The organism is Emticicia sp. 17c (genome assembly GCF_037153985.1).
Lineage (GTDB): Bacteria > Bacteroidota > Bacteroidia > Cytophagales > Spirosomataceae > Emticicia.
The window spans coordinates 237157-262738 of sequence record NZ_JBBAYI010000001.1; the positions used below are offsets into that span (position 1 = coordinate 237157).

The 25582-nt window shown below is 38.7% G+C and carries 19 protein-coding genes; 13 read left to right on the forward strand and 6 right to left on the reverse strand.

Features of this window, described 5'->3' with window-relative positions:
* Positions 1–3: 3 nt before the first annotated feature.
* Entirely contained in the window at positions 4–1320 is a 1317-nt protein-coding gene (locus WAA15_RS01050; RefSeq protein ID WP_337040497.1) for a gluconate:H+ symporter, read from the reverse strand.
* Positions 1321–1546: 226 nt separating this feature from the next.
* Here WAA15_RS01050 and miaB point away from each other — a divergent pair, with 226 nt between their 5' ends.
* The 7 genes from miaB to WAA15_RS01085 all read left to right on the forward strand — a co-directional run bounded on the left by miaB (position 1547) and on the right by WAA15_RS01085 (position 11864).
* Positions 1547–2989 carry a tRNA (N6-isopentenyl adenosine(37)-C2)-methylthiotransferase MiaB gene (gene miaB / locus WAA15_RS01055; protein WP_337040498.1) on the forward strand — a complete coding sequence of 481 codons (1443 nt, stop codon included), beginning with the start codon at positions 1547–1549 and terminating at the stop codon, positions 2987–2989.
* Between the two features lie 5 nt (positions 2990–2994).
* Positions 2995–4305: a sigma-54 interaction domain-containing protein gene (locus WAA15_RS01060; RefSeq protein ID WP_337040499.1), complete on the forward strand. Its 1311-nt coding sequence runs from the start codon at positions 2995–2997 to the stop codon at positions 4303–4305.
* The gene (locus tag WAA15_RS01065) at positions 4298–4867 is read left to right on the forward strand and encodes an LptE family protein (protein ID WP_337040500.1); all 570 of its coding nucleotides are present in this window, start codon (positions 4298–4300) and stop codon (positions 4865–4867) included. Before WAA15_RS01060 ends, WAA15_RS01065 begins: the two co-directional genes overlap by 8 nt.
* Positions 4868–5040: 173 nt before the next feature.
* Entirely contained in the window at positions 5041–7884 is a 2844-nt protein-coding gene (gene carB, locus WAA15_RS01070) for a carbamoyl-phosphate synthase large subunit (RefSeq protein WP_337040501.1), read from the forward strand.
* 89 nt (positions 7885–7973) lie between these two features.
* Entirely contained in the window at positions 7974–9035 is a 1062-nt protein-coding gene (locus WAA15_RS01075) for an aminopeptidase (RefSeq protein WP_337040502.1), read from the forward strand.
* Positions 9036–9082: 47 nt separating this feature from the next.
* Positions 9083–9871 (forward strand): DUF3108 domain-containing protein, encoded by a 789-nt coding sequence (locus WAA15_RS01080; RefSeq protein ID WP_337040503.1) that lies wholly within the window; start codon positions 9083–9085, stop codon positions 9869–9871.
* Positions 9872–9941: 70 nt separating this feature from the next.
* On the forward strand, positions 9942–11864 hold the full coding sequence (locus WAA15_RS01085; RefSeq protein WP_337040504.1) for an acetoacetate--CoA ligase: 1923 nt from the start codon (positions 9942–9944) through the stop codon (positions 11862–11864).
* Here WAA15_RS01085 and WAA15_RS01090 read toward each other — a convergent pair.
* Positions 11861–12112 (reverse strand): hypothetical protein, encoded by a 252-nt coding sequence (locus WAA15_RS01090; RefSeq protein WP_337040505.1) that lies wholly within the window; start codon positions 12110–12112, stop codon positions 11861–11863. The two genes, WAA15_RS01085 and WAA15_RS01090, sit on opposite strands and share 4 nt — an antisense overlap.
* Positions 12113–12272: 160 nt before the next feature.
* On the opposite strand from WAA15_RS01090, the gene WAA15_RS01095 reads away from it, so the two are divergent.
* The 3 genes from WAA15_RS01095 to WAA15_RS01105 all read left to right on the forward strand — a co-directional run bounded on the left by WAA15_RS01095 (position 12273) and on the right by WAA15_RS01105 (position 15853).
* Complete coding sequence (locus tag WAA15_RS01095; protein ID WP_337040506.1) at positions 12273–12845, forward strand: thioredoxin family protein; 573 nt, start codon at positions 12273–12275, stop codon at positions 12843–12845.
* Positions 12846–12848: 3 nt separating this feature from the next.
* Positions 12849–14000 (forward strand): DoxX family protein, encoded by a 1152-nt coding sequence (locus WAA15_RS01100; protein ID WP_337040508.1) that lies wholly within the window; start codon positions 12849–12851, stop codon positions 13998–14000.
* Positions 14001–14065: 65 nt separating this feature from the next.
* Positions 14066–15853 carry an ABC transporter ATP-binding protein gene (locus WAA15_RS01105; RefSeq protein ID WP_337040510.1) on the forward strand — a complete coding sequence of 596 codons (1788 nt, stop codon included), beginning with the start codon at positions 14066–14068 and terminating at the stop codon, positions 15851–15853.
* A 52-nt stretch (positions 15854–15905) separates the two neighbouring features.
* Here WAA15_RS01105 and WAA15_RS01110 read toward each other — a convergent pair whose 3' ends face one another.
* The 4 genes from WAA15_RS01110 to WAA15_RS01125 all read right to left on the reverse strand — a co-directional run bounded on the left by WAA15_RS01110 (position 15906) and on the right by WAA15_RS01125 (position 21950).
* Complete coding sequence (locus WAA15_RS01110; protein WP_337040511.1) at positions 15906–17273, reverse strand: Gfo/Idh/MocA family protein; 1368 nt, start codon at positions 17271–17273, stop codon at positions 15906–15908.
* Between the two features lie 281 nt (positions 17274–17554).
* Positions 17555–18928, reverse strand: a complete 1374-nt coding sequence (locus tag WAA15_RS01115) for an HmuY family protein (protein ID WP_337040512.1) — start codon at positions 18926–18928, stop codon at positions 17555–17557.
* A gap of 45 nt (positions 18929–18973) precedes the next feature.
* Positions 18974–21253 carry a TonB-dependent receptor gene (locus tag WAA15_RS01120; RefSeq protein WP_337040513.1) on the reverse strand — a complete coding sequence of 760 codons (2280 nt, stop codon included), beginning with the start codon at positions 21251–21253 and terminating at the stop codon, positions 18974–18976.
* Positions 21254–21539: 286 nt separating this feature from the next.
* Entirely contained in the window at positions 21540–21950 is a 411-nt protein-coding gene (locus tag WAA15_RS01125) for a hypothetical protein (protein WP_337040514.1), read from the reverse strand.
* Positions 21951–22355: 405 nt separating this feature from the next.
* On the opposite strand from WAA15_RS01125, the gene WAA15_RS01130 reads away from it, so the two are divergent.
* Genes WAA15_RS01130 through WAA15_RS01140 form a run of 3 tightly spaced genes read left to right on the forward strand, consistent with a single transcriptional unit; the run spans position 22356 to position 25484 of the window.
* A complete protein-coding gene (locus tag WAA15_RS01130; RefSeq protein ID WP_337040515.1) occupies positions 22356–22985 on the forward strand; it encodes an ABC transporter ATP-binding protein in 630 nt (209 codons plus the stop codon).
* The gene (locus WAA15_RS01135; protein WP_337040516.1) at positions 22982–24082 is read left to right on the forward strand and encodes a hypothetical protein; all 1101 of its coding nucleotides are present in this window, start codon (positions 22982–22984) and stop codon (positions 24080–24082) included. The genes WAA15_RS01130 and WAA15_RS01135 overlap by 4 nt, the downstream gene beginning before the upstream one ends.
* A gap of 34 nt (positions 24083–24116) precedes the next feature.
* The gene (locus WAA15_RS01140) at positions 24117–25484 is read left to right on the forward strand and encodes a TlpA family protein disulfide reductase (protein WP_337040517.1); all 1368 of its coding nucleotides are present in this window, start codon (positions 24117–24119) and stop codon (positions 25482–25484) included.
* The last annotated feature ends 98 nt before the right edge of the window (positions 25485–25582 follow it).

Below are 25582 nucleotides of genomic sequence, written 5' to 3' on the forward strand. Positions count from 1 at the left end.
AACCTATCCGACAATGCTGTTTAATGCCATTACTCCCGCTAGGCCAGATACCGACACAAGCGTTTCCATCACTGACCATGTTTTGAGGGTATCGGTCATCGATAGCTGAAAATATTCTCTAAAAAGCCAGAAACCCGCATCGTTAACGTGCGAGAACATCATACTACCTGCCCCAATACTCAATACCATCAGGTGGGGTTCGGTATGGGTAGAAGCCAGCATAGGAGCCATAAATCCGGCAGTTGTAATGCCCGAAACCGTCGACGACCCTACCGCTACCCTGATAATAGCAGCCATTACCCAGCCTAAAACCAACGGATGCAACGCCGATGCCTGCATCATATCAGCAATAGCTTTATTAATACCTGCGTCGGTTAATACCTGTTTTAATGCCCCTGCACCGCCAAAAATTAAAAATAACATAGCCACTTCTTTAATAGAGATACCCAGCATATCTGTTATTTCGTTCATTTTACGCTTTTGTTTAATACCAAGCGTATAAATAGCTACCAGTACCGAAATAAACATACTTACGGTTGAGTCACCAATAAAAACAAGTGCCTGCCGTATAAAAGAATCTTTCGGGAAATAGGGAGCAATAAGCGTAGAGATACTAATTAATAATATGGGTAAAAGCACTGTCAGAAAACTGATAAATGCTGAAGGCATCTGAGAGTCTTCTAACTCAGTTGCAATAAAATTTTTGTTAGGTAAAGTTAAATATTTCTTGAGTGTTGCACCGAATAAAGCTCCTGAAACAAGAATAGCCGGAATAGCTACCAGCAGCCCATAAAATAGGGTAGTACCCATATCGACTTTAAATTGATTCATAATAAACAATGGCGCAGGGTGTGGGGGCAAGTACCCTTGCGTAACAGACAACGAGGCCAGCATTGGTAAACCAATATAAACCGCAGGCAGCTTGTAACGATACGAGACCGTTATCACAATAGGAGCCAGAAGCATAAACCCAACCGAGTAAAAAAGTGGAAGTCCAACAATAAAACCGGTTATCATGAATGCCCATCTTACATAGCCAGTACCAATAATGGACATCATTTTAGTCGAAATCCGCTGGGCTGCTCCACTTTGTGCTACCAATTTGCCGAGCATAGCCCCTAAAGCAATAATAGCTACAATAGAGCCAAGCGTGTCGCCTATGCCTTTCTGAATAGCACCAAGTATTTTTACCGGAGGCATTTTTAAAACAAGACCAACTCCGAAGCTAACCGCTAAAAACGAAAGAAAAGTGTGAAGTTTAAAATAAGAAATGAATATAATTAGCACAACTAGCCCAATAATGGTAACAAGTAAAGGCATAAACAAGTAAGTGTTAAGGTTGAATACACGCAAATTACGAAGGATTGTTGTAAATCAATAGTAACTCATGCAGATAAGAACATCGGTTAAAATAATTTATTGAGTATCTTTCTGCCAATCTGTCAGTATTATCGTAATTTTGTAACTTAATTAAAGACACCTCGCCGAAAATAAGAACTTTATTTTTGGCAATAGGGTTATTTTTGATAAATCAAGGTCAATAATCATGAGTTTAGTTACAGGCAGATTAGAAATTCTGAAAGAAGAAGATAAAAAAGATTTAGATGTAGCACGTATCAGTGTTGATGAGGAGAGCGAGAGCAAACGTAAGCTATATATTGAAAGCTACGGGTGCCAGATGAATTTTGCTGATAGTGAAATTGTGGCGTCAATTCTTCGGGAAAATGGCTTTGCCACTACCTCAAAAATAGATGAGGCAGAGCTGATTCTGCTTAATACCTGTGCCATTCGTGAAAATGCAGAGCAAAAGGTGAGAAACCGTCTGCAACATTTGGTTCCGATGAAGAAAAAACGCCAGAATGTTAAAATTGGTGTACTTGGTTGTATGGCCGAACGCCTGAAAACCAAGTTTCTGGAGGAAGAAAAAATTGTTGATATGGTGGTAGGCCCCGATGCCTATCGTGACTTGCCAAACCTCATTAACGAAGTAGAAGACGGCCAGAAAGCCGTAAACGTGTTCTTGTCAAGAGAAGAAACCTACGCAGATATTACCCCTATTCGTTTAGATTCAAACGGCGTTACGGCTTTTATCAGTATTATGCGCGGTTGTGACAATATGTGTAGTTTTTGTGTAGTACCTTTTACTAGAGGCCGTGAAAGAAGCCGTGACCCTCACTCAATTGTGAAAGAAGCCACAGAACTTTTTGAACAGGGGTATCGTGAAGTAACACTTCTAGGGCAAAACGTTGATTCTTATAAATGGAAACCTGCTAACGAAGAAGAGAACACTATTACCTTTGCAAACTTGCTTGAGAGGGTAGCACTCATTAATCCTGACCTGAGGGTTCGCTTCTCAACATCGCATCCCAAAGACATCACAGATGAGGTGTTATATACCATGAAGAAGTACGAAAATATCTGTAAATATATTCACTTACCTGCCCAAAGCGGTAGTAGCCGGATTCTTGAGTTAATGAATCGTACTTATGACCGCGAATGGTATATGAACAAAATAGATAGAATACGTGAGATTCTGGGAGAAGAATGTGGTATTTCGCAAGACATGATTACGGGGTTCTGTACCGAAACCGAAGAAGACCATCAGGATACGCTCTCTTTGATGGACTACGTGAAGTATGATTATGGATATATGTTTGCCTATTCGGAAAGACCTAATACTCCGGCAGCCAAAAAACTTGCTGATGATATTCCGGCCGAAATCAAAAACCGACGCTTAACAGAGGTAATTGCCAAACAGCAACAACACTCGCTCGAACGTAATCAGATGGCCATAGGTAAAGTGCATAAAATTTTGGTAGAGGGCTTCTCAAAGCGTTCAGCAGAGCATTTATGCGGACGGAACGACCAGAACAAAATGGTTGTTTTCCCGAAAGAAAACTTCCAGAAAGGCGACTACGTAAATGTTTTGGTAACAGAATGTACAGCCGCAACCCTGATTGGTAAAGCTGTTAATGAAGTTTTAGTTTAAATAAAATGACCAACAACGCAGAAATACAAGCAGTCAAGAATCGTTTTGGAATCATTGGCAATGCTCCTGCATTAAATTATGCGTTGAGTATAGCCATACAAGTTGCCCCAACAGACCTGACTGTGCTGATAACAGGTGAAAGTGGGAGTGGGAAAGAATCTTTTTCAAAGATAATCCATGCACTGAGTGCCCGCAAACATGGCCCTTTTATAGCCATTAACTGCGGTGCAATTCCTGAAGGAACCATCGACTCAGAGCTTTTCGGGCACGTGAAAGGCTCATTCACAGGGGCTATCGACGACCGCAAAGGCTATTTTGAAACTACTAGCACTGGTACTATTTTTCTGGATGAAATTGCTGAACTCCCTATTGGCACGCAGGCACGTTTGCTTCGTGTACTTGAAAATGGCGAGTTTATTCCGGTGGGTTCATCAAAAGTAAAAAAGACCGATGTAAGAGTAGTAGCCGCTACCAATGTTAATCTGCTGGAAGCCGTAGAACGCGGTCGTTTCAGAGAAGATTTATATTATCGTTTAAATACTGTGCCTATCTCGGTGCCACCTTTGCGTGAGAGAGGGTATGATATTGATTTACTATTTAGAAAATTTTCAACTGACTTTGCAGATAAAAACCACATACAGCCCGTTGAGCTAACCGATGGAGCCGTACAGTTGTTGATGAGTTTTCGTTTCCCCGGTAATATTCGTCAGCTCAAGAATATTGCAGAACAAATCACGATTCTGGAAACAGACAGGTTAATTTCTGCCGAAACATTGGCTAAGTACCTCCCTCGTGAACAAAGTAGCGGCTTGCCAGCGCTATTAAAAGGCATGAACGGAGGCAATGACAATGGGTTTTCGGAACGCGATTTACTATATAAAGTGCTATTTGATATGCGTAAAGACATGACCGACCTTAAGAAACTGGTATTGTCGTTAATGCAGGGCGGGCAAATAACCCCCGATACTATCAAGCAGCACAGCGAACTTTTTAATGGTCTTCATCAGGAAGATAGCGTAGCCCTTGTGCCTCCGAGTGTGTACACACCGTCAGCAAGCCCATACCAGAATTTCCAGCCTGTTGATACTCATGGATTTATTAAAATTGATGACATTCAGGATAACCGAACAAACATTGAAGATATTTCGCATGAAACCCATGAAGATTCGTTTTCTCTAGAAAAGCAGGAAAAGGAAATGATAATCAGGGCTTTGAAGAAAAACGGATTCAAACGAAAATATGCCGCTTCAGACCTCGGTATTTCGGAAAGAACCCTATACAGGAAAATCAAACAATACGACATTGAAGATGAATAATATAAAAAACGAAGCATACAAAAACACAGGCAAACGATACGTAACCTCTTCGGTTTTAAAAATTAGTTTCAGGGTGTTGTTATTGTTATCGGTTGGCTTTCTTTCTAATGCCTGTAAAATATACTCATTTACGGGAACTACGCTCTCTAGCGACTTGAAAACAATTACGATTCAGACTTTTGTAATGAATACGGCCGGAGGGCCAGCCAACCTTACGCTGACATTCACCGAGAAACTAAAGGAATACTACCAGCGTAACACCAGCCTTAAATTAAAGCCTACTAACGGTGACTTGTATCTGGAAGGTGCTATTACTGGCTACGAACTTACGCCCGTAGCGGCTACCGCTAGCGACAAAGCTGCTTTGAACAGGCTCACTATTCGGGTTGAGGTAAGGTTTGTTAACAGCCAAAACGAAGATGAAAGTTTTGAAAAAGAATTTTCGTTTTACAAAGACTTCCCACAAGACCAGACCTTAACGCAGGTTGAAGGCTCTTTAGTACCTCAGATACTCGACCAACTTGTATTAGATATATTCAACAACACAGCAGCACAATGGTAGAAAAAGGTTTTTTCATGTATACCACATAATCTGGATTTTTGATGTGTAATTTAAGATATTTCTGTTTTTTTTTGTACATTTCCAAGTTATTTGAAATATTTCAATGATAAAATCAAAATTCTGTACTACCTTTGTTCTTCGATTAGAGAATCGAAACCCCTTCACAAAAAAAAATGCCAAAAAATCCCAATCTTAAGTCAGTTCTTATCATAGGCTCAGGCCCGATTATCATAGGTCAAGCATGCGAATTTGATTACTCAGGCTCTCAGGCAGCAAGGTCACTTAAAGAAGAAGGTATTGAAGTAAGTTTGATTAACTCAAACCCTGCTACTATCATGACCGACCCTCTCAATGCAGACTTTGTTTATCTGAAACCTCTTGAGAAAAAATCAATTGTAGAGATTCTGGAAAAACACAAAGCGATGGGTCGCCCTATTGATGCGGTTTTACCAACCATGGGTGGACAAACAGCCCTGAATCTGGCTATTGACTGCGATAAAGCCGGTGTCTGGAAAAAATTCGGCGTACAAATCATAGGTGTTGATATTAAAGCAATTGAAACCACCGAAGACCGCGAGAAATTCCGTTTAAAAATGTTGGAATTAGGCATTGGCGTTTGTAAAGGACGCACAGCCCGTTCATTCTTGGAAGGAAAAGAAATTGCTCAGGAAATAGGTTTTCCGCTGGTAATTCGTCCTTCGTTTACTTTAGGAGGAACCGGAGGTGGATTTGTACATAACCCTGAAGATTTTGACAAAGCCCTGAATCATGGCTTGCACGCGTCTCCTGTGCATGAAGTATTAGTTGAGCAGTCAATTTTGGGCTGGAAAGAGTTTGAGCTAGAGTTATTACGCGATAACAAAGGCAATATTGTGATTATTTGTACCATAGAGAATTTTGACCCTATGGGTATTCATACCGGCGACTCTATTACCGTAGCACCTGCCATGACTCTGCCAGACACCATTTATCAAAGAATGCGTGACATGGCAATCAAGATGATGAACGGAATAGGGCAGTTTGCGGGTGGTTGTAACGTGCAGTTCTCGTTACACCCTGATACCGACGAAATCATCGCCATCGAAATTAATCCACGTGTGAGCCGTTCGTCGGCTCTGGCTTCAAAAGCAACCGGATATCCGATTGCCAAGATTGCTGCCAAAATGGCGATAGGCTACAATCTGGACGAGTTAATTAACCCGATTACAGGCAGTACTTCAGCCTTTTTTGAACCAGCCATTGACTACGTAATTGTAAAAGTTCCTCGCTGGAATTTTGATAAATTTCATGGTGCTGACCGCTCTTTAGGCCTGCAGATGAAATCGGTAGGAGAAACAATGGGTATTGGTCGTAACTTTCAGGAAGCACTACAAAAAGCGTGTCAGTCACTCGAAATCCGTAGAAATGGTCTTGGGGCAGACGGAAAAGAGTTAAAAGACCAGGAAGCTATCAAGAAATCGTTAGCAAACCCATCATGGAACCGACTATTCCATATCTATGATGCTTTCAAAGCCGGACTTTCGTTTAAAACCATTCAGAATCTTACGAAGATTGATAAATGGTTCTTACGCCAGATAGAAGAATTGATTTTGTTAGAAAGAGAAATCGAAAAATTCACGATTGATGAGCTACCAAAAGACCTTCTGCTAAGTGCCAAGCAAAAAGGATACGCCGACCGCCAGATTGCTCATTTACTGAACTGTAAAGAAAGCCAAGTATTTAATAAAAGAAACGAGCTTGGAATCAGACGTGTGTACAAATGCGTAGATACCTGTTCGGCCGAATTTGAAGCTAAAACTCCTTATTACTATTCGACGTTTAATGCTAATCAGGAAAACCCTGATAATGAATCGGTGACGTCTGATCGTAAAAAAGTTTTAGTCTTAGGTTCAGGACCTAACCGTATTGGTCAGGGTATTGAGTTCGACTACTCATGCGTGCATGGTGTATTGGCAGCTAAAGAATGTGGCTACGAGACAATCATGTTGAACTGTAATCCTGAAACGGTATCGACAGACCCCGATATTTCAGATAAACTGTACTTTGAGCCAGTATTCTGGGAGCATGTATATGACCTTATTCAACATGAAAAACCAGAAGGTGTAATTGTGCAGCTAGGTGGGCAAACAGCCCTTAAGATGGCCGAAAAACTTACCAAATACGGCATAAAAATTATTGGTACATCTTATGATGCGCTTGACCTTGCAGAAGATAGAGGAAGATTCTCAGAAAGATTAAGAGAATTAGATATTCCTTACCCACTTTTTGATACTGTACGTTCGGCCGACCGCGCCACAGAGGTAGCAAAAGAGCTTGGCTTCCCGCTATTGGTTCGCCCTAGTTATGTACTAGGTGGACAAAGCATGAAAATTGTTATTAATGAGCAAGAGTTAGAACAACACGTAGTGAAAATTCTGAATGAAATTCCTGATAATAATATTCTAATCGACCATTTTCTTGAAAATGCTATCGAAGCTGAAGCAGATGCTATCTGCGATGGCAAAGATGTGTATATCATTGGTATCATGGAGCATATAGAGCCAGCGGGTATTCACTCTGGCGACTCTTACGCTTTATTACCACCTTTCGATTTAGGCGAAAACGTAATTGCTCAAATTGAAGAATATACCAGAAAAATAGCCGTAGGTTTAAATACAGTAGGGTTAATTAACATACAGTTTGCCATTAAAGATGAAAAAGTATATGTAATTGAGGCCAATCCAAGAGCATCACGTACTGTACCTTTCATTTGTAAAGCCTATCGCGAGCCTTATGTAAATTATGCTACGAAAGTGATGTTGGGTGAGAAAAAGGTAAAAGACTTTAAGTTTAAGCCTTACAAAAAAGGATACGCAATCAAGATTCCTGTTTTCTCGTTCAATAAATTCCCGAATGTAAATAAAGAACTTGGCCCTGAAATGAAATCAACGGGTGAGGGTATCTATTTCATTAAAGATTTAACAGACGATTTCTTCCTGCAAGTTTACGGTGAGCGTAATTTATACTTGAGCAGATAATATAAAAATTAATTATTATAAAGCCATTCTGAACAGAGTGGCTTTTATTTTTGTTTAACTAAGAGTAAGAATTTTCTTTATAATTCGTTATGTGGCTAAGTATTAAAAGATTCATTAAATACTTCCTGATTTTACTGCTGGTATTAATTGTAGGTTTTATTGCTTTTAATTTTGATGCCGCTTTGTATGGATTTCGTCAGGCAAAAGGTCAGTTGAAAATTATTTTCAGTACACGTGCCGTTACCGACGTAATGGCCGACAAGACCTTTCCAGATTCATTAAAAAAACGTATAGAATTAATTCAGGAAATTAAGCAATATGCTGTTGATTCTCTTGGTTTAAATCCTTCTGACAATTATAGTACTTTTTATGACCAGCATGGCAAGCCTATTTTATGGGTAATGACTGCCTGTGAACCCTTTGAGCTAAAAGCAAAAAAGTGGCATTTCCCGATTGTAGGAACATTTAGCTATAAAGGCTATTTTGAAAAAGAACTAGCCGATAAAGAAATAAATGAATTAAAAAAAGCAGGTTTTGATACACAATTAAACGAAGTTTCGGCTTGGAGTACCTTAGGATACTTAAAAGACCCTATTCTTAGTTCGATGCTTGGTTATTCTGATGGCAGGCTCGCAGCCTTAATTATTCATGAATTAACGCATGGTACATTATTTGTGAAAAATAACCTTGAATTTAATGAAAATCTGGCAGATTTTATTGGAGACTACGGAGCCATCAGGTTTTTGGCTTATAAATACGGCAGAAATTCGGAGCAGCTTAAGAAATATGAACTCTCGAAACAATACAGCGATGCTTATAGCAGGCATTTAATCAGCGGAGCAAAGCAGTTAGACAGCCTTTATAAAAGTTTCGATAAAACCTTAACAAATGCACAAAAAACTACATATAAAATTGATTTGATAAGCAAAATAATAACTTCGGCTGATACGTTGATGAAGGGAGAAATGAAATTGCTCAGAAGAAAACCCAAACGTGCCAACGAAATTAATAATGCTTATTTTATTGGGTATCTTACCTACCAGAGCAAACAAAATCAGTTTGAAGAAGAATTTCGGCTAAAGTTTAATGAAGATTTTAAAAAGTATCTGGCTTATCTTAAACAAGCGTATCCGAGTAGTATTGTTTTCTGATAAGTGGCATATTTTTTTAGTAATACATTCTGTTTAGAAACATAGTAATGAAATATCTGCATAAAATATTAATAGTTTGTTTTTTATTCCTTTCGTCTGCTTTTATTGTAGGCGATGCTTATCGTTTTATACCCAATACGAGTTTTAAAGCTGGGGAATATATCGAATATAAAGTAAAATATGGCATTTTGCCAGTAGGAGAGGCCACCGTAGAGGTAAGCCCGCAAATATATCTGGTTAATAACCGTGCGTGTTTCAGAATCAATGTTTTTGGCAGAACCACAGGCCTGACAGATATTTTTCATATCAGAAACACCTATCGTTCGTATCTGGATACAGCGGCTATTTTGCCACAAAAATTCTTGATGAGCTTGCAGGAAAACAATTATAAAAAAGACCAGGTTATTCTTTTTGACCACCTCGGTAATTCTGCACTGCGTGAACAGAATAACGAGAAGAAAACATTTAATTTGCCAAATAATATTCATGATGTAGTATCAGGATATTATTTCCTGCGTACACTCGATTTCACCAAAATGCGTTTAGGTGAAACAGTTGCAGCACCTATGTTCTTTGATGACCAAATCTATAATATGAAAGTTAAGTATAACGGGAAAGGAAGTGTAAAAACAAGATTTGGCAAAATTGATGTTATTAAGCTAAGCCCTATCTTGCCTCCGAACGAAATGTTTAAGGGTGAAGATGCCATCAAAATATGGGTATCGGACGATAAAAACCGTGTGCCTATCAGGATAGAACTTGATTTTCCGATTGGTAGTGCCAGTATGGAAATTAAAGCCTATAAAAATAACAGGTATAATTTTGATTGGAAATAAGATAAATACTTGTTCTGACAATTAAAGTATAAGAATATCTTCATAATATTGCCTAAAAAACAGTTTAGGCATGAATAATCCACTTTGGGTACCACCAGCTACTTACATTAATCAATCAAATTTAAAAAAATATGAGTCTTGGTTACAAGCTCAAAAAAAACTCGTTTTTGAAGATTATCAGGCAATGTGGCAATGGTCTGTTGATAATATTGCCGATTTCTGGGAGAGCCTTTATCATTTTTTTGGTATCAAGAGCCACACGGATTACCAATCCGTGTTACGCCAACCCGCCCATGAAATGATAGGCACCCGATGGTTTGAAGGCGCGCAAATCAGTTATGCCGAACATATTTTCAGTAATAAAACCACTACACGGCCTGCCATAATATTCCAGTCAGAAACACAGCCAATAACAGAAATAACATGGTCAGAGCTTGAAGAAGAAGTAAAAGCTATCCAAGCATACTTACAGAAGAAAGGCGTTCAGAAAGGAGATAGAGTAGTTGGCTTCTTACCCAACACACCCGAAACTATTGCAATTTTTCTGGCAGTAAATAGCTTAGGAGCCATTTGGTCATGCTGTTCGCCTGATTTCGGTCTGGAAAGCCTTATCGACCGTTTTCAACAAATAGAACCAAAAATCCTTTTTGCGTGCAAAGAGTATCATTATGGAGGCAAAGTATTCGATAAATCAGAAGTAGTTAACGAATTATCAAAACATTTGCCCTCGCTTATCGATACAATAGTTATTAATAGTAGTGATTGGGACACTATGCTGGCAAAGCAGATACAAAACGAACTAGTTTTTACGACAGTTGAATTCAACGACCCTATCTGGATTCTCTACTCGTCGGGTACCACAGGGAAACCTAAAGCCATCACACACAGCACAGGAGGAAATTTAATTGAGCACCTGAAAGCGTTGGCATTACATCAGGATGTTCAGGCAGGAGAACGCTACTTGTGGTATTCAACAACTGGCTGGATGATGTGGAATTTTGCACTGTCGTCTATGCTATGCGGAGCAACATTATGTTTATATGACGGTTCGCCGGGTTATCCTAATATTGATGTTTTATGGACATTTGCCAGAGATGCAAAAGTCGACCACTTTGGTGGTGGGGCTGCATTTTATATCAATTACATGAAGCAGGATACAGCATTTTTTCAAAAAAATCAGTTGTCGTTAAAAACCATAGGCTCTACGGGGTCACCATTACCGCCGCAAGCCTTTGAGTGGATTTATGAAAGTATTTCTCCGGCAGTACACCTGATTTCTCTGAGTGGCGGAACCGACGTGTGTAGTGCTTTTATGGGCGGATGCCCGTATTTACCCGTATATGCCGGTGAAATTCAGTGCCGGATGCTTGGAGCAAATATAGAATCATGGAGCGATGAAGGTAAGCCCGTATTTGGCGAAGTAGGAGAACTCATTATTAAAGAACCCATGCCATCGATGCCTTTGTATTTCTGGAAAGATGAAGCACATCAGAAATATAAAGCCAGTTATTTTGAAAAATACCCTGCTGTATGGTGCCACGGTGACTGGATAAAAATTACTGAGCATCTTGGAATTATTATCTATGGAAGGTCTGATGCTACCCTTAACCGTGATGGTGTCAGGATAGGTACGGCCGAAGTATATAATGCTGTTGAATCGCTACCGGAAATAAAAGATAGCCTGATTATTTGTATCGAGAGGCCAGACGGTAGCTTCTTTATGCCGCTGTATGTAGTATTACACGAAAATCAGAGTTTAGATGAAACACTGAAAAATAAAATAAAGAGCCAGTTACGGAAACAATATAGCCCGCGACACGTACCAGATACCATTTTTGAAGTGCCTGAAATTCCGTATACAATTAGTGGAAAAAAAATGGAAATGCCCATCAAGAAAATCTTAATGGGCACTCCGGTTGAGAAAGCAGTTTCTCTGGACGCTATGCGAAACCCTCACTCAATTGATTGGTTTAAAAGCCAAAAAACTTATTAATATCTGCCGCGGCTACGACGAGAGTTGTCATAGTGGCGTCTGTCATGATGACGATATCTGTCATGTTTAGGCACTACATATACCCTTGGTTGAACTCGTACGTAAGGTCTTGAATAATGACGATGCACATACACGGGCCTGTCATAACCGTACGGACGGCTACTATACACACAACTCGAAAGAGATAGGGCTAAAAATGCAAAAATCCCTATCAAGGTTAGCGTACGAAGTTTCGATTGATTTTTCATAATTTTATCATATTTTATTACTTTGATTAATTAAATCTGAAATGGTTTAATTAATACTCCCTTTTGACAACTAAAACGAATTACCCCCCCACATATATTGAAAAAAATAATTAAATTGCTCAAAAAAAATCGTAACCTGACTAACCGAAGAAATTAAAATATGGCTCGTACCGAATCAAATATGTTGCCTATTGGCACATTGGCTCCTGCTTTTACCTTGCCTGATACCGTTTCTGATAAAACTCTTTCCCTTGCTGACCTGCGCTCCGAAAAAGCCACTGTTATTATGTTTATCTGTAACCATTGCCCTTATGTATTGCACGTAAAAGACGAACTGGTTAGGTTGGCTCATGATTATCAGCCTAAGGGAGTTGCATTCATTGCTATCAGCTCAAATGATGTAGAGCAGTACCCGCAAGATGGACCCGAAGCAATGAAAATATTTGCTCAGGAGACAGGATTCACTTTTCCGTATTTGTATAATGAAAATCAGGAAGTAGCCAAAGCCTATGAAGCAGCCTGTACGCCCGACTTCTATGTTTTTGATGGAGAGCTGAAACTGAGATACAGAGGTCGGTTGGATGAGTCGCGCCCAAAAGTTGAAAACCCCAAGCCAGTTACCGGAAGCGACCTCCGTGGTGCTTTAAATGCTATACTGGCCAACCAGCTTGTATCAGAAATACAATATCCAAGTATGGGATGTAATATTAAATGGAAAGAATCAACTTTTTAAAAGATGAGCAAACTTTACCGTCATTATGAAAAAATCAGCTTGAACGAAGCTAGTTTCTGGAATAATATTCTGGGTTTTGTTGTAGCTGGTGCAGCAATAGCTGTATTTTTTGAAGCAAGTCATAATAGTGGTTGTGGAGACTTCCCACAGCATTTTCAGGTAGTTCGTAGTGGGGTCATAATAGGAGCCATTACAGGAATAGTTTTTAATCTCTTACATGGCAAAATCCCGAATGCCTATCGGGTGCAACCCATGCTCGTATTCCTTTTGCGGATGTATCTTGCTTGGATTATTATGAGCTATGGCTTGGTGAAAGTGTTTGCGTCACAATTTCCGACCCTGATGGCTAATATGGATGCCCGCCTGATAGAGTTAAGCCCAATGCGTGTGGCATGGGCTTTTTTTGGTTACTCAAAGGCCTATCAGATATACTTAGGCTGGGGAGAGTTAATTCCGGCAATTTTGTTGCTTTTCCGGCGCACTACCCTTATTGGCTCTTTATTAATGGTAGTAGTAATGCTGAATGTATGGTTAATTAATATATTCTTTGATGTTTGCGTTAAGCTAAATTCCTTTATTTATCTCAGTGTCGCAGTTTACATCCTACTACAATATAGTAACAGGCTATGGAAGTTTTTCTTTACTAATCAGGTGGTACAACCAGCTTATTACCCTAACCTTGCCGACCGTAAAATCTTTAAGCGGATAGGTCTGGCAATAAATATACTGTTAGTGGGGTATATTCTGTATGACCCCGCTATGGGTTTGTATGAATATGTAAGTGAGCCAGAACAGAGCCAGCCTAAAGACCAGATTTTTGGCGCATGGAAAGTTGAAAAAATAGAAAAATTTGACACAGGAAATTGGGTTCCAGTTGCCAAAACCGATTCTGCTGATTTTAACAGATGTTTCTTTGAAGGCTTTACAGGTGTGTTGCAAAGTACCCTGAAAAGGCAAAGATTTGGCTATTCAGTTGATTCAACCCAGAAAGAGGCTACATTAAATTTTATAAATCAAAGAAATACCCGCTATGAAAAACAAGTATGGAAATATGACAAAAACAAGCAAAATGAACTTACATTACAAGGCAGAATCGGCAAAGATTCATTAAGAATGGTTTGCTCGTTGCGGCATGATAAACTGCTCCCTCAATAATATTTTAAACAAAACTCAGGTATATGTTTAATTACCTGAAACTGCTATATCCGGCATAACAATCAATGAATATCTGGGACATTTTCAAGCGTTTACAGCCATTTGTTAAACCTTACAGGGGTTTAATCTATCTGGCTTTGTTGTTAACGCTTTTGGGGTCAATTACTGCACAGGTGAATCCATGGGTGCTTCGTTATACCGTTGACACCATTCAGGCAATGCTCGATAAGCATTTTACTATAAAGCAAGGCTATCCGCTTCTGTTAGAAATTACAATTGTACTGTGTATTAAAGAAATTATTAACTCTTTCATTACTTTCGGACAGAAGTTTTATGGTGAAAAAATACGGATAAGCATCTCGAGCGATTTGTCGCAGGGGGTAGTAAATAAAATTCTGAGTTATCAGATGGCTTTTTACAGCGACAGTGAAAACCAGAAAGGGAAACTACAAACACGGATTGATAGGGGAGTAGAGAGCCTGACTAAGCTCGTACAAAACTTTTTTATTGATATTCTTCCGCTTTTTGCCAACTCAATCATGGCTCTAATTGTGATGTTCACGGCCAATGTATATGTTGGCCTGGTAGCTTTGTTAATTTTACCAATATATTTCTGGATAAGCTACATACAAGCAGGTAAATTGCAGGGAGTACGCCGGAAATTAAAGTATCAGCGGGAAAACAAAAGTAATGGCATCATAAATCTGATAGAGTCAATTGTAGTCATTAAGTCGTTCGTAAGGGAAAAGTACGAAGAAATAAAGCAATATGGTCTGCAAATGAAACTAATGGATTTGCAACTTACAACCCGCCGTACGAACTTCCTTTTCGATGCAATTAAAAGCTTTGTGGAGCAAATAGGTGTAGTACTGATTATCATCCTGACGGCCTATCTGGTACTTGACCGACAAATATCTATCGGTGCAATTATGTTTCATATCATGCTTTTTAATAATGTTTCGGCTCCGATTCGTCAGCTACACCGTATTTATGATGAAATGAACGATGCCCTGACGTATTCAGAGGGTTTTTTCGATATTCTGGATAATAAAAAAGCTATTGAGAAAAGCGGTTCTTGCCAACCAACTTCTATTAAAGGAGATTATGTATTGAAAAACGTAGACTTCTCATATCCGAACGGAACAAAAGCCCTGAGTAATATATCGATAGAAATTGAAAATGGTAAAACAACAGCTTTAGTGGGGCTTTCAGGTGCTGGAAAAAGTACATTAATTAACTTGCTGGTTAAATTTTATGCCCCAGAGTCAGGAAAAATATTACTTGATGGAATTGATATTGCTGAGTATGATACGCAGGCTCTGCGTGATGATGTAGGTATGGTTTTGCAAAAGAACCATATATTTAAAGGTAACATTGAAGAAAATATCCGTTATGGGCAGATGAATGCTTCTTTTGAGGATATTGTTGAAGCAGCTAAACAAGCCTCATTGCACGAACAGATTATGGACTTGCCTGAAAAATATGAGGCAGATGCGCAACTGCTATCTGGCGGGCAACAACAACGGATTGCTATTGCTCGCTTATTCCTGAAAAATCCACCGATTATCTTTCTGGATGAACCTACCGCAAGCCTTGATGCCATTGCAACCGAGCAAATTAAAAATAGCCTCGATGCCATTAAAAAAGGTCGTACTGTTGTTATTATTTCACATAGTTTGTCTCAGATAATTGACTCGGATAAAATTATTGTCATGAAAAAGGGGAGGGTAGTAGAACAAGGTGTGCATCAGGATTTATATGAGCAAAATGGGGTATATCGTGAAATTTTCGATGCCTCAGCCAGAAGCCTGAATCTGGATAAAATCGCCAGAACATTAGATAATGAGCCATAAAACGATAAATAGGGAGCTTAAAACTCCCTATTTATCGTTATTATATGTAGCCTTAAACTTTTTTCGGGTCTGGGTGTATCCACGGTTGGCGATATGGGCGGGCCAGTAATCCATTAGCTTCGCGGTCACCTACTATTTCACGCTTAGTAGGGTCATAAACAACAGGGCGGCCTGTTTTCATAGATATATTTGCTAATATACAACTGGATGTTGATATATGCCCCTCGTGAATATCAGCTACTGGTTTGCTTTTGTTTTCAATAGCTGCCAGAAAATCGAGCATGTGAAGGCGTGTTGCCGGAGCTGCATTGAGTTCTATTCTTTCTTCAGTTAGGTCTTCAGGATATTTTTCTCTTTCATAAACCACATCTTTATGAATTTTGTCTCCTTTGCCTTGCGGAATAAAATCGTACGACATTGTACTTGCCCACAAAGTTCCTTTTTCTCCGTAAAGCGTAAACGACCACGGATAGTCAGGGTTATTAGGTGTACCCCATGTGCGGTGTTGCCATACACAATTTAAATCATCATATTCAAAAATGGCTGATTGAGTGTCAGCAATATTCGATTTGCCTTCTTTCTGCACATATATGCCTCCGGTTGACGATATTTTCTTAGGCCATCCTAATTTAAGCATCCAGCGTACAGTATCAAACATGTGAATACACATATCGCCCATAATGCCGTTACCATACTCATTGAATGTACGCCACCAGCGAATATGCGGCAAACCATCATAAGGGCGCATTGGGGCTGGTCCTGTCCACATTTCATAATCAAAGAAATCAGGAACAGGCTCTACCGGAGGGTTACCATTATTTCTCATGTGAAAATAACAGCACATTTCAACATGAGAAACCTTGCCCAGTAAACCCGCATCCACAATATTCTTCTTGGCATCAATTAAATGAGGGGTGCTTTTGCGCTGTGTTCCTACCTGTACAACCTTGTTATATTTACGTGCGGCAGCTACCATGGCTTCTCCTTCCATTACATCAACGCTGATAGGTTTTTGTACGTATACATGTGCGCCTGCTTTTACGGCATCAATCATTTGAAGTGCATGCCAGTGGTCAGGCGTACCAATCAAAACTATATCAAGTTGATTATCGGCCAGTAGTTTTCTATAATCCGTATAAAGTTTAGGTACCTTGCCCGACTTCTGACGTTGACTTACCAGTTTTCCGGCAGCATTAAGCATATTTTTGTCAACATCGCAAAGGGCTACTACTTCAACCGGAGCTACCTGTATGAGACGGAATAAATCACTTTTGCCATACCAGCCTGTGCCAATAAGTGCAACCCGAAATGTTTGTGGTGGATGAATGATGTCCATGCCTCTTGCACCGAAAGTAGATAATGCAAGAGAAGCCGAGGCTCCTTGCAGGAAGCGTCGGCGGTTAATATTAAAGTTATTCATTTAGATTGAGGGTTGATTTCTGTATTTTTTAAAATCAATCAAGTTTAAGAAATAATTCTAAGACTTACATTGATTTTAGCAGATACTTGTAAAATAATATTCAAATATAAAGCAGAATGTAGCAGGATTCAATGTAGGAATCTTTCTCAAGAACCTAGAATCGACTATATCACTAGATTGTTCGACCAAAATATAATTTCATACCAACCTAACTTATAGCCCAAACATAACAAAAAGGCCATAGAAAACACTATGACCTTTTACAAGTTGTTATAACAGTCTTATTTCTTTTTAACCAATTTGTATTCAATTACAGGTCTACCGCGTTCGCCTCCGTCGGCTGCCAAACCCATGCTTACAAATTTAAGTTTATATATATTGCCAAGTGGGTCTTTTATTACATAAAAGCGGTCGCGTCTTATTCCTAGAGGTGTTCCGCTGGTTACGCGCCACTTGCTACCGATGGCATCGCGGGTTTTATTGAAAGCAGTAGTAGCTATATTTGCTTCGGCATAAGCATCATAAGAAACGGTGCTTTCAAGTACTTCTGCGGCTTCTGCACCAGCTGCGTAGTTGAGCAAGACAAAATCCTGAAACCAGTAGGGTGTAGGCGGTACTGTACCAGCATTTGAGGTGCTATATCCCCACGCAATATCCCAGTTTACTTTTCTTGGTTCTACACTCACCGTATTTCCGGTTTCTAATGAAAGGAAAGTAAAGTTAAAATCACTATTCTTAGGAATATCAACAGTTTTAATGGTAGTTTCACCAATTCGGGCAAACTGAACCTTATAACCTTCACCATTGCGGTTTACTTTTACTTTATACCATTTATCTTTGGTTTTGTTTCCCTCAAAACTTACCAGATAAACTTTATTGGCCGATTCAGTGGCAGATACCTCTGCAAAGACAGTTTTTGTCAGGTCGCCATCCCAATAATCGGTCAACGCGAGCGTACCATCTCCGCCGAATGCAAAATTAAGGTCTGGTACAAGGTCGGCATCGGCAAGGGTAACGGCTGTAATATCTGTTTTATTGGTAGCAGTGGCAGAAGATTGATACCCCGGGTTCAGAATAACCTTGAACTGCCCACCTTGATAAAATCCCAGATTCCAGCTTTTTCTGTTGGCAAGAGTAGTAGCATTGGCACTTAAATCAGCATATACTGTATTGGCATAGTTCGATTCGTCGGTTTTGCCAGCTAGCGTGAGTGTGCTACCGGTAGAGGTAATGGCTGCAAAACTCAGTTTTAGCTCAGTATTTAAACCTGTAAGTACGGGTGTTCCTACTGAAGTCATTTTGAGTGTCAATGTTTCGTCTCCATTCAGAAACACGTTGGCTTTCTTTTTTATTTTGAATGATACGCCCGATTGGCCTGCAGGCACTGTTACGGTTAAAACATTGTTAACGGCTGCGGGTTCGGTTACAAATTCTTTATCATAAGTAACTAATGATGGTGTCAGTTGAATACTTATCGGAATAACCACATCAGTTGCGCGGGTTAATGATAGCTGAATAGTGGCCTCGTCGCCTTCTATTCCTTGTTGTGTAGTAGTAAAGCCGGCCAGATTGTCGGGTAGAGCTACTTCTTCTTTACAGGCTCCTAGCAATATAATGCCACCTACAATCAGAAATCTGCTGAATAATCGGTTCATTTTATTAATAAATGTTTAAACTTTGGTTTGTATAAAAGAGAATTATTAATGCTTAGATAATTGTGCCGTAAGCCCAAGAAAGTACGAACGCCCATACGACATAGGCACACTTCCACTACCTGCGCTATGAGCGCCACCAGTATCAACTGCCGTATTGTTTATGCGTGTCACATTGAATAGATTGCGGACTCCTGCTAACAGGGAAAAGTGTTTATAAAAAATTTTGTTGAAGGTCAGGTCAGAAGTATGGAAGCCAGATGTTTCGGCCAGCCTAGTCTGTAAGGCAGCCTCAGTAGAAACAGCCTGATAACTCGGTTGTTTGCCTGTATATTTGTAAAAGAAATTAATACTAGCCCCTAACTTTGGGAAAGAATAACGGATGTTACTATTAATTTCGTTCGACCAAACAAATTCTGGCAGACTTTCGGTTGCTGAAAAACGATTAAATCTGCCAATATATGAATAACCCAGTGTAGCCTGTAAATTATTCCAGAAAATTGTATTATTCCATGTTATCCCCGTTGTTTTGTAAGTGTCAATATTGATATAAGTCGATACTCTGGTATCATTCGGGTCTATGCCAATTGAAATTAAGTTATTGAAAAAGTTATAAAAGCCCCCAAGCGTGGTATTTACCCTTAGTTCGGCTTTATTGATTAGCTGGTACGAAAGAAAAGCATTAAAGCTATTGGAATTTTCGGCTTTGAGGTTCGTATTACCACGGATAGCATGATTACTATCGAAAAAAGTAAAGTATAGTTCTCTTAAAGCCGGCGAACGAAACCCACGGGCATAAGCTATTCTTAAATCAAGCCCTTTAGCTAGCTTAAACTTTGTATTAACAGAAGGAATAACAGGTGGCGCATCGTAAACAGAGTTTTTGAGGAATCTTAAACCCGGCCTGATATTAATATTCGGATTTAATTTAAATTCGGAAGAGATAAAATAAGCAAACTCGTTGATGGTGGGCGTGCCTTCAATTCGAGCACCTGAACTGGAATTGATATTAATTTCTACCCCGTGCTGCACCGATATATGTTCAGTGGGCTTATGCTGGGCGGTTACTCTTACAAAACTTGTCTGAAATAATGACTTATCCTGTGCCCCATCAACTAACGATAGTGTCCGCCTGTTTCTTACGAGGTCAATATCTGTGGTTTGTGTTTTACGACTATAATCTGTGTAAGATAACGCTGCTATAAGGTTGTTTTTAGTATTAAACTGATATTCGGCCTGTAATTGATGAAACCATCTGTTAGTGATATAATACTGGTCAGTTGCCGATAAATTATTTGTCTGGGTACTCACATACGTATTTCCTAAACTTTTTAAGGTTTCGTTAGTGCCATTAAAACGATACCATGCATTAAGTTTTTCGGTACGATACGAAACACCAGCGGTTGATAAATATTGTTCTTTGGGCATCCACTCTTTGGCGCGCCCTATTGAGCTTCCCTGCCACCCACCAAAAAAGTTGCGAGAAAAATTACCAGATACCTGCCAGCCTTTTTTTTGCCAGCCCAAACCCAGAAATTCATTGTGTGTACCTGCCCCCTGAAAGGGCTTATATTCTTGTGCCGATGTTTCTTCCTGCGCACGGGCTGTAAGTGTCCAAGTAGCTTCTGATTCGTTTTTTTTGGTAATGATATTAATTACTCCGGCAAGTGCATCGGTCCCATAAGTAACCGACATAGGCCCCTCTACTATTTCTATTCTGTCGATAATATTAATATCAATCTGGCCGATGCTTTCACGGGTTGAGCCTCTGTCAACTAGTGGTACTCCATCCAATAGTACCTTTACGTTTTGGCCCGACATACCCATTAGTTGAACATCAGTGGTTCCTAGAGTAAGGTCGTTTGAAAATCGCATCCCCAATTCAGTATTCAATACATTCTGTATACTGGTAGCCCCCCGAAGTCTGATTTGTTCATTGGTAATGGTACGTATCTGATACACCGAGTTCCTGATAGATTGCGGCCCGAACTGTCCGGTTATTACTACATCCTGTAACTCGTTTGTTTTTTCATTGAGTAGTATATCTCCGGCATTCGTAATCCTATTGGGTTCTATGTATACCTCTTTTTCATAGTTCTGGTACCCTATAAACTGGATTATTAAGCGATGCCTGCCAGCAGGTGCATTCAAGTTAAAACTTCCGTCTGCCTGCGTTAGTTGGCCTGTACGGGTATTTTTAAACATAACAGTGGCACCAGATAAAGCACCGTTTTTATCAATAACTCTGCCATTAACGCTGCCTTTTGGTTGCTGTGCTACTGTAATTGTAGCCGTATATATTAATATGAGTAGATATAAAATTCGCATTTTATTTTTATTTAGACTTAATATAAATAATGATGCAAATATTATATTTATTTAGACTAATTACAAATAATGAATAAATTTAAATCGATTAATCTGTAAGTATTTTTAGTAAGTTGTTGATTATTAGTTAATTACAAGAAGCATTTTCAGATGATGCGAAAGACCCTAATAAAATGGATTAAGGAATACATACAAAAAACTGCACCACCTAATACTTAGATGGTGCAGTTACAAAGGTTTTGTGAGGACTATAATGTAATGAATATCTGACTACTTTTCATGATGATTAACGATTTCTAGCTAACGTTACATCACGGTTGATTTCTGTACGGATTACGAAGTTCTGAGTAATTTTTTCGCCCGCTGTTTCAACAACAAAAGTATACTCGCCATCAACCAGATTTGAAAGGTTGAATGCTTTTAAGTAAACGGCATTACCAGAAGTATATTCGTTGTAGAACACAGTACGGTCTTTGTCAAGTAAGTATACCTGTGCTTTTTGTTTCGACGGGTTTTCAAATGTTAATTTGAAGCGAAGACCACCCAGATTCTGGATGTTAAGATTGCTAACTTTCTCTAAAGTGCTTACCTTTCCGGCTGAAGCATTAGATTGTGCAAAACCATTAATTGTTGATGATGCAATGATTGCGATTACTACTACGATTGCTTTCATAAGTTTCTTTGTGTTTGTTTTCATTGGAGTAATTATTTAAAAGAATAAACTAAAAAAAGTTATACCAGTTATTGCCTCCTTCGAAAACCTTTGTTGATGCAAATTTAGATAACTTATTGAATACAAGTCAATTAAGAAATTGTAAAAATCGAAAAGTTGTTTTAATAATATACCTCAATATTAGAATAGTGCAACGATTTAAGGAAAATTGCAAGAGAAAGTTTAAATAATCCTATCAAAAAAGTAGACTATTTTTGAGGTCAGAATTTTCTTTGGGTAAGAAACATTACAATGTGGCTATAAATAGTACAAAAAGCCCTAAAATCATAAAAAAATGCTTTTTTGACATACCTAAGTAAATAAATATTTTATCAGAGATAATTCATAAAATTTTATTTCCTTCGCATAAAAATTCAGGTAATAAATAATATGCTTAGTATCAAAAACTTTCTGAAAAGTTATAATAATCATAAAATTTTAGAGATTGAAACACTCCAGATACCCGAAGGTATCCACTGGATTAAAGGTATTAATGGCTCTGGCAAGTCAACTTTGTTCCGGTCAATTGCTGGAATTTTGCCCTTTGAAGGCGAAATTTTATTTAACAACCTGAATAGTAAAAAAGATATTGTGGCTTATCGGTTAGCAGTTAATCTGAGTGAAGCAGAGCCACTTTACCCCGACTACCTGAGTGGCTATGACCTGTTAAAATTCATAGCCGATGCTAAAAAATCGCCTGATGGGCAACTTAATCAACTAGCCGAAAAACTAGGTATTGACCAGTACTGGAAATCACCGATTGGTACTTATTCAAGTGGAATGCAAAAAAAGATTTCGTTGCTATCTGCCTTTTTAGGGAAGCCCGCATTAATTATGCTCGACGAACCCCTCATTACTATTGACGATAAAAGTGTGCAGACCATGTATGAACTTGTAAAAGACTACCATGAAACACAGGGAGTAAGTTTTCTATTATCATCACATCAGGATTTCCGGTTTGAACGCCTGGCTATTAAAAATATTTACCTAGTGCAAAACCAAGCAGTAACACAACTATGAAGAGCCTGCTAAAAATATTTAATTTAACTATTGTAAGGGAGTATTATCGCCAGAATGCCGTATTTATATTTGCCATCATGATGTTCTGCTTTGGTTTTTTAAGAGCCATCGAGCATATCACCTTCATCAAAAGTGCTTTAAAACACCCTTCCATATTAGCTTTTATTTTTCTGACATGGGCTTTACATGGCGTTAAGGTTATTTTATTTACTTTGCGTATGCTTGAAACCAGACAGAACGAATTTCTTTACCATGCGCGCTTGTTTAACCCCTTAAAAAGGTTCATAGCTTTTTGTGTATTGCAGCTAAGTCTGATTCAGCTAACTTTTCTTTACTCATTAGCCATGATTAAAATTGGCATTGATGAAAAACAATGGGCCGAAATAGGCTATATTATCATTTTTAACTTGTTATTGACAATAGCTGGCGCAGTATTATTCGAATACCGGATTCAGCGACCCAATGCCAGTAATACTACCCGAAAGCCAATACAACAATTACTGGCCAGATTTCAGACCCCTGCATATCTGTTCTTTGTGAGGTATCTGTTTGCCAAACAACCTGTATTATTGTTATTAACAAAATTATTTGGCTGCCTGATACTGATGGGCGTATGTAATTTATACGTTACTGATGATTACGACGAACGATTACTTTCGTTAGGAGGCTTACTGGTAGCAGCTGGGCATACTGTTTTTTGTCAGCAATATTTTATCTTTGAAAATAAATATTTGTCAATTACCAGAAATCTACCCTTAAGCTATCAGGAAAGACTAGCACAGTATGCACTGGCCTATTTCATACTTTTATTACCCGAAATACTGGTCCTGACAAGAAATTTACCTGCCGAAGTAAGTTATCTTTTCATGGTTTGTCTGGTGGTTTTTATAGCATCGCTTATTTTTCTTAATCATCATGTACAGTATATTAACAATATCTCGCACGATGCCTTCATGCAACGCTTATTTTTTACAGGTGTTTTATTACTTATACTTATTATGTTTAAGATTCCTGTAATTCTGATGGCCTCAGTCAATTTTTTAATCGCTATTTTCGTTTTCAGGAAACACTATTTTCTGTCAGATTCCAATCAGTAACTATATGATACGTTTTTTTACCTTTTTTCTTTTCATGGCATCCACCACTTTTGCACAAGGGCCATTCAGAATATCAGCCGAAGTGCAAAATCCTACCGAACGTAAAGCAATTCTTGTGTTGCATCGTGACTGGATAGGAAACGAAGAAGAATATGAGTTAACGCTTAATAATGATAATCGGTTTAGTTTCATTACTAAAATTACCGATATTGCCTACATTGACTTTTATTACGCCGACCAAAGTTTCCACTTCTGGATTGTAGAGCCTAATGATGAAATTAGTATCAGATTTGATACTAAAAATTTCTGGAAAACATTACAGGTAGCAGGGCAAGGGTCTGAAAAAGGGAACTACTACACCGAGCATCAACAAAAATTTGAAATAGCGCAGGATTGGGAAAAACAGGTTGAGAAATGGAGAAAAGAACCTTTGAAAAAATATTTTGAAAAGCTAGACCAAGAACAAGCGCGCCAGTTAGCTTTTCTGGAAAATTATCAGAATCTATCTCAGACTTTCAGAGACGTACGTAAAGCCGATATTGTTGGGGCAATTCAGAACTATAAAGTGGAACTGTTATCGAACAACCAATATAGTAATTTACCACTCGATAGCATCAGAAATATGTTGAAACTGGAAGATATTCCGGCTGCGGCACAAGCGGCATCACTCGAATACGGAAACACCTACCTGAATCTTGTAGATATGCTTATAGCCCGAGAAGCTGAACGTAAAAAGAAAGAACTGACCGAAACAGAAGAGTATTATTTTATTAAGGGCCTTTATACAAAAAAACAGATTTCTCTGGAGCTTGCCGAACGCCTGTTGGGTTTCAAACTAAAAAATATGATTGATGCCAACGGGATTCCGACAAAAGTTTTGAATGCCTCTTATGATTATCTGGGCTTAGTACAAAACCGAGATTATAAAAACTATATTAATCAGTTAGTTAATTTACAAAGAAATTTCGTGAAAGGCTCTCCGGCTAAAGCCTTTACTTTGAAGGATATTGATGGAAAAGAAGTATCGCTGAAAGATTTTAACGGAAAAGTAGTATTTCTTGATTTCTGGGCAAGCTGGTGCGGCCCTTGTATTTATGACATGAAATTTACCGAAAAAGCAAAAACCTATTTTAAAGATAAAGATGTGGTTTTTATACAGATTTCGATGGACACAGAGAGCGAGTGGAGAGAAGCCATAAAACTGTATGATTTGAAAGGTATCAATCTACGTGTTGACGATAACGGCACACTTATTAAAAATTATGCTGTAACAAGTGTTCCTTCGTATTTTCTGATAGATAAAAACGGAAACTTTGCGCTTTCCAAAACCATTGACCCAAGCGACAATGAAGGTAAAACCCTGATTCAGCAAATTGAAGAAGTGCTTAACAAAGAAGAATAATAAATAACGGGCTGGCTATTGGTAGTACTTTTTGCCAATGGTTAGCTCATTTAGTAAAAGAGCCAGTAAAATATTCATCTGGAAAGAATTTTCTGTTA